Source organism: Acidiphilium iwatense (assembly GCF_021556475.1).
Classification (GTDB): Bacteria; Pseudomonadota; Alphaproteobacteria; order Acetobacterales; family Acetobacteraceae; genus Acidiphilium; species Acidiphilium iwatense.
Window position 1 is genome coordinate 1 of sequence record NZ_JAKGBZ010000078.1, and the last position, 8,743, is coordinate 8,743.

Annotated in this window: 6 protein-coding genes and 1 pseudogene; 6 read left to right on the forward strand and 1 reads right to left on the reverse strand. The window is 64.3% G+C overall.

From position 1 onward, the window contains the following. Positions 1–247 precede the first annotated feature (247 nt). Entirely contained in the window at positions 248–1,135 is an 888-nt protein-coding gene (locus tag L2A60_RS19145) for a helix-turn-helix transcriptional regulator (protein WP_235706069.1), read from the reverse strand. Positions 1,136–1,217: 82 nt separating this feature from the next. Here L2A60_RS19145 and L2A60_RS19150 point away from each other — a divergent pair, with 82 nt between their 5' ends. The 6 genes and pseudogenes from L2A60_RS19150 to L2A60_RS19175 all read left to right on the forward strand — a co-directional run. Next, on the forward strand, positions 1,218–2,801 hold the full coding sequence (locus L2A60_RS19150) for a benzoate-CoA ligase family protein (protein WP_235706070.1): 1,584 nt from the start codon (positions 1,218–1,220) through the stop codon (positions 2,799–2,801). Continuing rightward, on the forward strand, positions 2,798–3,580 hold the full coding sequence (locus tag L2A60_RS19155) for an alpha/beta fold hydrolase (protein WP_235706071.1): 783 nt from the start codon (positions 2,798–2,800) through the stop codon (positions 3,578–3,580). Before L2A60_RS19150 ends, L2A60_RS19155 begins: the two co-directional genes overlap by 4 nt. An 87-nt stretch (positions 3,581–3,667) precedes the next feature. Next, on the forward strand, positions 3,668–5,332 hold the full coding sequence (gene boxC / locus L2A60_RS19160) for a 2,3-epoxybenzoyl-CoA dihydrolase (protein WP_235706072.1): 1,665 nt from the start codon (positions 3,668–3,670) through the stop codon (positions 5,330–5,332). A 12-nt stretch (positions 5,333–5,344) separates the two neighbouring features. Continuing rightward, complete coding sequence (boxB, locus tag L2A60_RS19165) at positions 5,345–6,793, forward strand: benzoyl-CoA 2,3-epoxidase subunit BoxB (protein WP_235706073.1); 1,449 nt, start codon at positions 5,345–5,347, stop codon at positions 6,791–6,793. 13 nt (positions 6,794–6,806) lie between these two features. Continuing rightward, positions 6,807–8,018, forward strand: coding sequence for a benzoyl-CoA 2,3-epoxidase subunit BoxA (boxA, locus tag L2A60_RS19170; RefSeq protein WP_235706074.1), 1,212 nt, complete (start codon positions 6,807–6,809; stop codon positions 8,016–8,018). Positions 8,019–8,063: 45 nt separating this feature from the next. Beyond that, positions 8,064–8,588: pseudogene (locus L2A60_RS19175) on the forward strand (N-acetylmuramoyl-L-alanine amidase family protein); the annotation flags it as partial. Positions 8,589–8,743: the final 155 nt, after the last annotated feature.

Sequence of the window (8,743 nt, forward strand, 5' to 3'; positions counted from 1 at the left end):
CGTCACAATCCATTCCATGGATACACCCTCCTATGTTGACGGTTCGGCATCCTACCGCAGTTCGGCCGCAGCGAACGCCAGCGGTTGGGTGGGGGCGTTCCACACCATCAGAATTGGACGCGAAAAGGGGGTCGCGGTTGGACGCGATTTGACACCTCAGTCTTGGACACCGACCGACACGCCACCAAATAAGTGCGGATTTCAACCGGCGTTCACAGCCGTCTACACCCACCCGCGCACAGGTTTCCTAAACGCCAAGGGCGCCGCGCAGGCCGGCGAAACTCGCGGCCACGCTCTTGCCTCTGGTGTCGAAAGCGAGATCGGCCTTGGCGTAGAAGGCGCCGCGGCCGGCCAGAATCATCTTCAAATCCTCCATCGCCTCGGCGCTGTCCGCCATCGGCCGCAAATCGCCCTGGGCGATCACCCGGTTCATGTGCTCCTCAGGGCTCGCCTGCAGCCAGACCGTGAAGCACTCGGCGAGCAGCAGGCTGAACGTCGCGGGCTCGGAAACCAGCCCCCCGCCCGTGGCGATCACCACGTGCTCATGGTCGCGCAGCGCGCCTTCCAACGCCTGACGCTCGTAGCGCCGATAGGCATTCGGCCCATAGAGCGCCTGGATTTCCGACGGAGAACAGCCGGCGAGCCTGGTGATCTCCCGGCCCAGCTCGACAAAGGGCCGATCGAGCGCCTCGGCCAGCATCCGCCCCAGCGTGGTCTTGCCCGCGCCGCGCAGGCCGATCAGCGCGATCCGGTCGCGCCGCCGCTCCTCGCGGCGTGGCGCGCCGAACAGCGAAGCGAGGGCGTTCTGCGCGGCCTGAAGCTCCACCGCGCCGCGCCCATGCAGGATTTCGCGGATCATCAGCCATTCCGGGCTCGATGTCGTCTCGTCGCCCAGCAATTCCGCCAGCGGGCAGGCCAACGCCTCGGCCACCTGCCGCAGCACCAGGATCGAGACATTGCCGACCCCGCTTTCGAGATTGGCGAGATGCCGTTCCGAGACCCCGGCCGTGCGCGCGAGCATCCTGCGGGGCATGGCCCGGCGCGCGCGCAGCATCCGCACCCGCTCGCCGAGGGTGGCGAGCAGCCGGTCCTTCGCGTCGTCCTGTCGAGGCCCGCCGTCTGAGGGAGCGTCCATGCGATCGGTCTTCCTTTATCGGAGAACATGCACTATAGTTCATCACAGGCACGATAAAGCATATCAATAACGGGAGAAAACGATGGCGATCAAGCGGGGGACGATCAAGGTGCCCGGCGACAAGCCCGGTAACGCGGCGGATTACTTCATCGACCGCCATGTCCGCGAGGGACGCGGCGAGCGCATTGTCTTCATCGACGAGACGCGGGCGATCACCTATGCCGGGCTCCACGCCGAGACCAGCCGTTTCGCCGCCGGGCTGCGCGTGGCCGATATCAGGCGCGAGGCGCGAATCGCGCTGATCCTGCTCGACAGCATCGAATTTCCGGTCGCCTTCTGGGGGGCGATCCGCGCCGGGGTGGTGCCGGTGCCGGTCAACACCATGCTGCCCGCCGACCAGATCGGCTATATCCTTGGCGATTGCCGGGCCGAGGCGGCGATCGTCTCGGCGGCTCTGCTCCCGGCCCTGGCGCCGACGCTGTCGTCATTGCCCGATCTCCGGCGCATCATCGTCGCGGGCGATACCGAGGCAACCAGCGGCGTGATGTCGCTCGACGCTTTAATGGCACCGGACGGAGACGATGCGCCGCCGGCCGATGCCAGTCCCGACGAACTCGCCTTTTTTCTCTATTCCTCCGGCTCGACCAGCGCGCCCAAGGGCGTGCGCCATGTCCATGGCAGCCTGCGCGCCACCGCCGATACCTTCGCCGCACAGGTGCTTGAAATCGCTCCGGACGATTTAGTCTATTCGGCAGCCAAGCTATTCTTTGCCTATGGACTCGGCAATGCGATGACGTTTCCGATGTCGGTCGCCGCCGCCGCCGTGCTTTCGCCGCACCGGCCCACGCCCGAGCATGTTTTCGCCCTGATGCGCGCGCACCGGCCAAGCATTTTCTGCGGCGTGCCGACGCTCTATGCAAACCTTCTGCATCATCCCGGCATCGGGCCGGGCGCGGGCTCGGACCGGCTGCGCCGCTGCACCTCGGCCGGCGAGGCGCTGCCCCCGCATATCGGCACCGCATGGTCGCGCATCACCGGCGCCGACATCATCGACGGCGTCGGTTCCACCGAGATGCTGCATATTTTTCTCTCCAACCGGCCCGGTACGATCCGCTACGGCACCTCCGGCATCGCGGTGCCGGGATATGTGCTCCGCCTGGTCGATGAGGACGGGCGCGATATCGAGGGCGAGGGGCCGGGCGAATTATGGGTGCGCGGCGCGAGCATGGCCGATGGCTACTGGAACCTGCTGGAAAAATCCCGCCGCACCTTCATCGGCGAATGGATGGTCACCGGCGACAAATACACCCGCGATACCGACGGGTTCTATACCTATTGCGGGCGCAGCGACGACATGTTCAAGGTCAGCGGCATCTGGGTCAGCCCGTTCGAGGTCGAGACCGCGCTCACCTCCCACTCCTCGGTGCTGGAGGCGGCGGTGATCGGCGATCGCGATGCCGATGGGCTGACCAAACCGCGCGCTTTTATCGTGTTGAATGAGGAGATTCCGGCGACGCCCGATTTGATCCGGCAATTGCAGGAGCATGTGAAACGCCGCATCGGCCCGTGGAAATATCCGCGCTGGATCGACATCGTCGATGATCTGCCGAAAACCGCGACCGGCAAGATCCAGCGCTTCAAGCTGCGCGCGGGCGTCTGCCCATGAGCGATGCGTCCCTCACGCTCGACGGGCGCCGCATCGAGGCGCGCCTCTGGGGCGAAATCACCGCCGATGCGCCCACCATCGTCATGCTGCACGAGGGGCTGGGCTCGGTCTCGCTCTGGCGCGATTTTCCGGCGCATCTCGCGGCGGCGACTGGCGGCGCCGTCTTCGCCTATTCGCGTTTCGGCTACGGCCTGTCCGATCCGGTGCCGCTACCCCGTCCGCTCACCTACATGCATGACGAAGCGCTTGCGATCCTGCCGCGCGTGCTCGAAGCGGCCGGCATCCGGCGCACGATTCTGCTCGGCCATTCGGACGGCGCTTCGATCGCTCTGATCCATGCCGGAGGGATGCAGAATTTTTCGCTCCGTGGCCTTATTCTCATCGCGCCGCATCTGTTCGTCGAGGATATCTCGGTCGCCAGCATCGAAGCGGCACGTGACGCCTATGAGACCACCGATTTGCCCGCCCGCCTCGCGCGCCACCATCGCGATCCCGGCAACGCCTTTTGGGGTTGGAACGACGCCTGGCTCGATCCCGGCTTCCGCGCCTGGCGCATCGATGAGTATGTGCCGACGATCCGCGTGCCAATGCTCGCGTTCCAGGGCAGCGACGACGAATACGGCACGGCGGCGCAGCTTCGCCCGTTGGAGACCGATTCTTATTGTCCGGTCGCGACCCATCTGGTCGCGGGCGCGCGCCACACCCCGCATCTCACCCACGAGGCCGTGGTGCTGGCGCTGATTGCGCCGTTCGTCGCCCGGATTCGCGCGCTCGAATGAAGGTTTATGCAAAATATTGCAGTTTTCTGTTGACTGGTGACAAAAATGCAGTATTATGCAGAAATTGGAGGACGCGAAATGGATGCCATGGCGACACGGACACTGATCGACTTCCGCACCGATCCCACGTGCTACAAGCATTGGCGCATCGAGTTCGATGGCCCGGTCGCGCATCTCATCATGGATGTCGATCCCAATGGCGGGCTGGTGCCGGGCTATGAATTGAAGCTCAATTCCTACGATCTCGGGGTCGATATCGAATTGCACGACGCGGTGCAGCGGTTGCGCTTCGAACACCCCGAAGTGGGCGCGGTGGTGCTGCGCTCGGGCAAGGACAACGTGTTCTGCGCCGGAGCCAACATCCGCATGCTCGGCCAGTCGAGCCACGGCCACAAGGTCAATTTCTGCAAATTCACCAACGAGACGCGGCTGTCGATCGAGGATGCCACCGAAAATTCCGGCCAAACCTATCTGTGTGCGGTGAGCGGCCCGGCGGCCGGCGGCGGCTACGAATTGGCGCTGACCGCGTCGCATATCATGCTGATCGACGACCGGAAATCCTCGGTCTCGCTCCCCGAATTGCCGCTTCTGGCGGTGCTTCCCGGCACTGGCGGGCTGACCAGAATGACCGATAAGCGCCGTGTGCGCCGCGACCTCGCCGACGTGTTCTGCACCACCGAGGAAGGCGTGCGCGGCAAGCGCGCGGTCGCGTGGCGGCTGGTCGATGAGGTGATTCCCCCCTCCGCCTGGGCCGAAACAGTGGCGAAGCGCGCGCGCGAAGCCGCCGCGCGGTCCGATCGTCCGCGTGACGCGAAGGGTATTGCGCTAACGTCGTTGGAGCGCCGGATCGACGGCGGTTCGATCCGCTATCTGCTTGTCAGTGTCGATTGCGACTCGGAAAAACGCCGTGCGGTGATCACGGTGCACGGGCCGACCGAGCCCGTTCCTGACAGCGTTGACGATGCGGTTGCGCAAGGAGCAGAAATCTGGCCGCTGGCGATGGCGCGCGCGCTCGACGACGCGATCCTGCATCTGCGCCTCAACGAGCCGGAACTCGGCCTGTGGGTGTTCCGCACCGAGGGCGATCCCGCCGCCGTGCTCGCCTATGACGCATTTCTCGAAACCCATGCCACGCATTGGCTCATCCGCGAGACCACGCATTTCATCAAGCGCGTGCTCAAGCGCATCGATGTCACCTCGCGCAGCGTGGTCGCCCTTATAGAGCCGGGAAGCTGCTTTGCCGGCACGCTCGCCGAACTCGCTTTCGCCGCCGACCGCTCGGCGATTTTCGCGGGTGAAGCGTCGGGCGATAACAAACCGCCGGCGACACTCACACTCGGGGCCGCCAATTTCGGCACCTATCCGATGGGCAACGGACTGACCCGGTTGCAGACCCGCTTCCTCGGCGAACCACAAAGCCTCGCGAAAGCCCAAACCGCGATCGGTGCGCCGCTCGACGCCGAAGCGGCGAACGACATGGGGCTCGTCACCTTCGCCTACGACGCCACCGACTGGGCGGATGAAATCCGAATCATGCTGGAGGAGCGGGCAAGTTTCTCGCCTGACAGTCTCACCGGCATGGAGGCCAATCTGCGCTTCCCCGGCCCGGAAACCATGGAAACCCGCATCTTCGGCCGGCTGACCGCCTGGCAGAACTGGATATTCCAGCGACCCAACGCGGTCAGCGCCACCGGCGCGCTGCAGCGCTACGGAACCGGCCAGCAAGCCGATTTCGACCGCAACCGCGTTTGACAGGAGCATCCAATGCCCGACGGCATGACCATCGACTATGACGGGCTGATCCCGAACAATGTTGACCTCGCCACCGATCAGCGCGTGCGCAAGGCGCTGGAAACCTGGCATCCCGGCTATATCGACTGGTGGAAGGACATGGGACCCGAAGGGTTCCAGCAGTCGCTGGTCTATCTGCGCACCGCGATCGGCGTTGATCCGAAGGGTTGGGCGAAGTTCGATTATGTGAAAATGCCTGAATATAAATGGGGGATCCTGCTTGCCCCGGCGGCGGAAGGCCGCACCATCCCATTCGGCAAGCACAAGGGCGAGCCCGCGTGGCAGGACGTGCCGGGCGAATACCGCGCCATGCTGCGCCGGTTGATCGTGGTGCAGGGCGACACCGAACCCGCATCGGTCGAGCAACAGCGCCATCTGGGGGCGACCGCGCCCTCGCTGTATGACATGCGCAATTTGTTCCAGGTGAATGTCGAGGAAGGCCGTCATTTATGGGCGATGGTCTATCTGCTGCACAAATATTTCGGCGCGGATGGCCGTGAGGAAGCCGAGGAATTGTTGCAGCGCCGCTCGGGCAACCAGGACACGCCGCGCATGTTGGGTGCGTTCAACGAGGCGACGCCGGACTGGCTGTCGTTTTTCATGTTCACCTACTTCACCGATCGCGACGGCAAGATGCAGCTCGAAGCCCTCGCGCAGTCGGGCTTCGATCCGCTCTCGCGCACCTGCCGCTTCATGCTCACCGAGGAAGCCCACCACATGTTCGTCGGCGATAGCGGCGTGCAGCGCGTGGTCGAACGCACCGTGCAGGCGATGCAGCAGGCCGGTATCACCGATCCCACTGACATCGCGTCAGTCCGCGCGCTCGGCGTGATCGATCTGCCGACCATTCAGAAAAAAATGAACCTGCATTTCTCGCTCACCCTCGATCTGTTCGGCAACGAGATCAGCACCAACGCGGCGAACGCCTTCAATGCCGGCATCAAGGGCCGCTATCGCGAGGACAAGCTCGATGACGACCATGCGCTGATCGACGCGACCTATCCGGTGCTGCGCTGCATCGACGGGCAGATCGTTGAACAACAAGCCCCCGCGCTCTCCGCGCTGAACATGCGCCTGCGCGACGACTACGTGAAGGATTGCGAATCGGGTGTGGGGCGCTGGAACCGGGTGATCGAGAAGGCCGGTTTCGGCTTCCGGCTGAAACTGCCACATGTCGCGTTCAACCGCGCGATCGGCGAGTTCGCCGCGATCCATGCCGATACCGAGGGCAATCTGCTCGACGGCACGGCCTGGAACGAGCGCAAAGGCGCGTTCCTGCCCGACGATGCCGATGCCGCCTACATCAGCAGCCTGATGGTGCCGGTGCACGAGACGGGAAAATTCGCCTCCTGGATCGCGCCGCCGCGCGTCGGCATCGACAACAAGCCGGGCGACTTCGAATACGTCCAGATCGTTCAATAACGGTAGGTTGCCAATGCTTGACGCGCCGGTCAAACAGCATCTGATCGACCCCGAGATTTGCATCCGCTGCAACACCTGTGAGGCGACGTGCCCGGTCGACGCGATCACGCATGACGATAACAACTATGTCGTCGATGCGGCGAAATGCAATTTCTGCATGGATTGCATTCCACCCTGCCCGACCGGCTCGATCGACAACTGGTTCGTGGTGAACAAGGTTTTCTCGATCGAGGACCAGTTTTCCTGGCTCGAACTGCCGCCAAAACCACCCGAAGCCGAGACATCGACCGCCGACGCGCTGGACGACGAAGCGCAACATCTGCTCGACGAGGCGCATACCGGCGCGGGCGGCCATGTGCCGGCGCCCGCCAGTGCGGCAAAGCCGCGCATCAATCTGTTCAACCGCGCGAAACCGGCGATCGCGACAGTCACCGGCAATCTGCGCATCACCGCGCCCGACACCGACTCCGATGTCCGCCACATCATTCTCGATTTCGGCACTGTCGCGTTTCCGTTACTCGAAGGCCAGAGCATCGGAATCGTCCCGCCGGGGCGCGACGCGAACGGCCGGTCGCACACCATGCGCCTCTATTCGATCGCGAGCCCGCGCGACGGCGAACGACCGAACACCAACAACCTCGCGATCACGGTCAAGCGCGTGCACGAACCGCGCGACGACGGCACGATGTTCGCGGGAATCGCCTCGAACTTTCTGTGCGATCTGACGCTCGGTGCCACCATCGAGGTGATCGGCCCGTTCGGGGCCACCTTCCTGATGCCCGACGACCCTGACGCCGATATCGTGATGATCTGCACCGGCACCGGATCGGCGCCATTCCGTGGCTTCACCGAGCGCAGGCGACGCACGGCCTCCACCCCGCGCGGACGGCTGCATTTGTATTTCGGCGCGCGCACGCCGGGCGAACTGCCCTATTTCGGTCCGCTGCAGCGCCTGCCCGAAACATTGATCGTCAAGGAACTCGTCTATTCGCGCATCCCGGAGCAACCCCGCGAATACGTCCAGGACCGGATGCGCTCTCGCTCTGCCAGCCTCGCCGCGCTGCTGGCGAAAGACACGCTGCACATCTATATCTGTGGTGTGCATGGGCTTGAGAGCGGCGCGGAAGCCGCGTTGACCGACATCGCCGCCAATGCCGGGCTCGACTGGTCAGCCCTCCGCGCCCGGATGCGCGCCGAGGGCCGGTTCCACGTCGAGACGTATTGACTCTTTGGTGCCGAACGCGATCCAGAGGCCCGAGAGGGCGACGACCCCGGCTGCACCGGCCCGGATGGCGTTCACGAAAAGACGATCACCTTGCTGGTCGGCCTCGACTTGCGACAGGCTTTACTCGCAAGCGGAAAATTCCGCGTCGCCATGACTCGGATGCGCGACGTGTTCGTTTCACTCGCCGACCGGGTCGCCATGGCCGAGCGTGCCCAGGCCGACGCTTTCGTCTCGCTGCATTGCAACCACCTGCCGGACCCGGCCCTGCGCGGCGCATTGGTTTTCACCTTGTCGCGCCATCCGTCGGACGCGCTCGCCGCTGCGATCGCGCGAACCGAGAACAGCTACGATCATGGTCCGCTGCTGCCGCGGTTCCGCGGCGTGACGCCGCAGGTGGGCAGCATTCTCGGCCGACTCGAACTGCACGCGACCGAACGTGCCGCACGCAACCTTGCCCACGACATCGTCACGGCGATGCGCGGCGATATTCTGCTGCTGCCCGACCCGCGGCGTAGCGCCGATTTCGCGGTGGCTGTGACAATGGATTCTGGCCCACTTCAAGCTGATTGAACTGTCCCCCTTCGCCATGTGACAGGCTTTCCCGTAAGCGCGCATTTCTCGGCACCTTGGCGTGAGGGAGGGCGTGTGATCGGGTTGTGTCCATTATTTCGGGTAGTGGACACAGGCGAATGGACGGGAAGCTTCGGGTCATCAAAGTGCTTGGG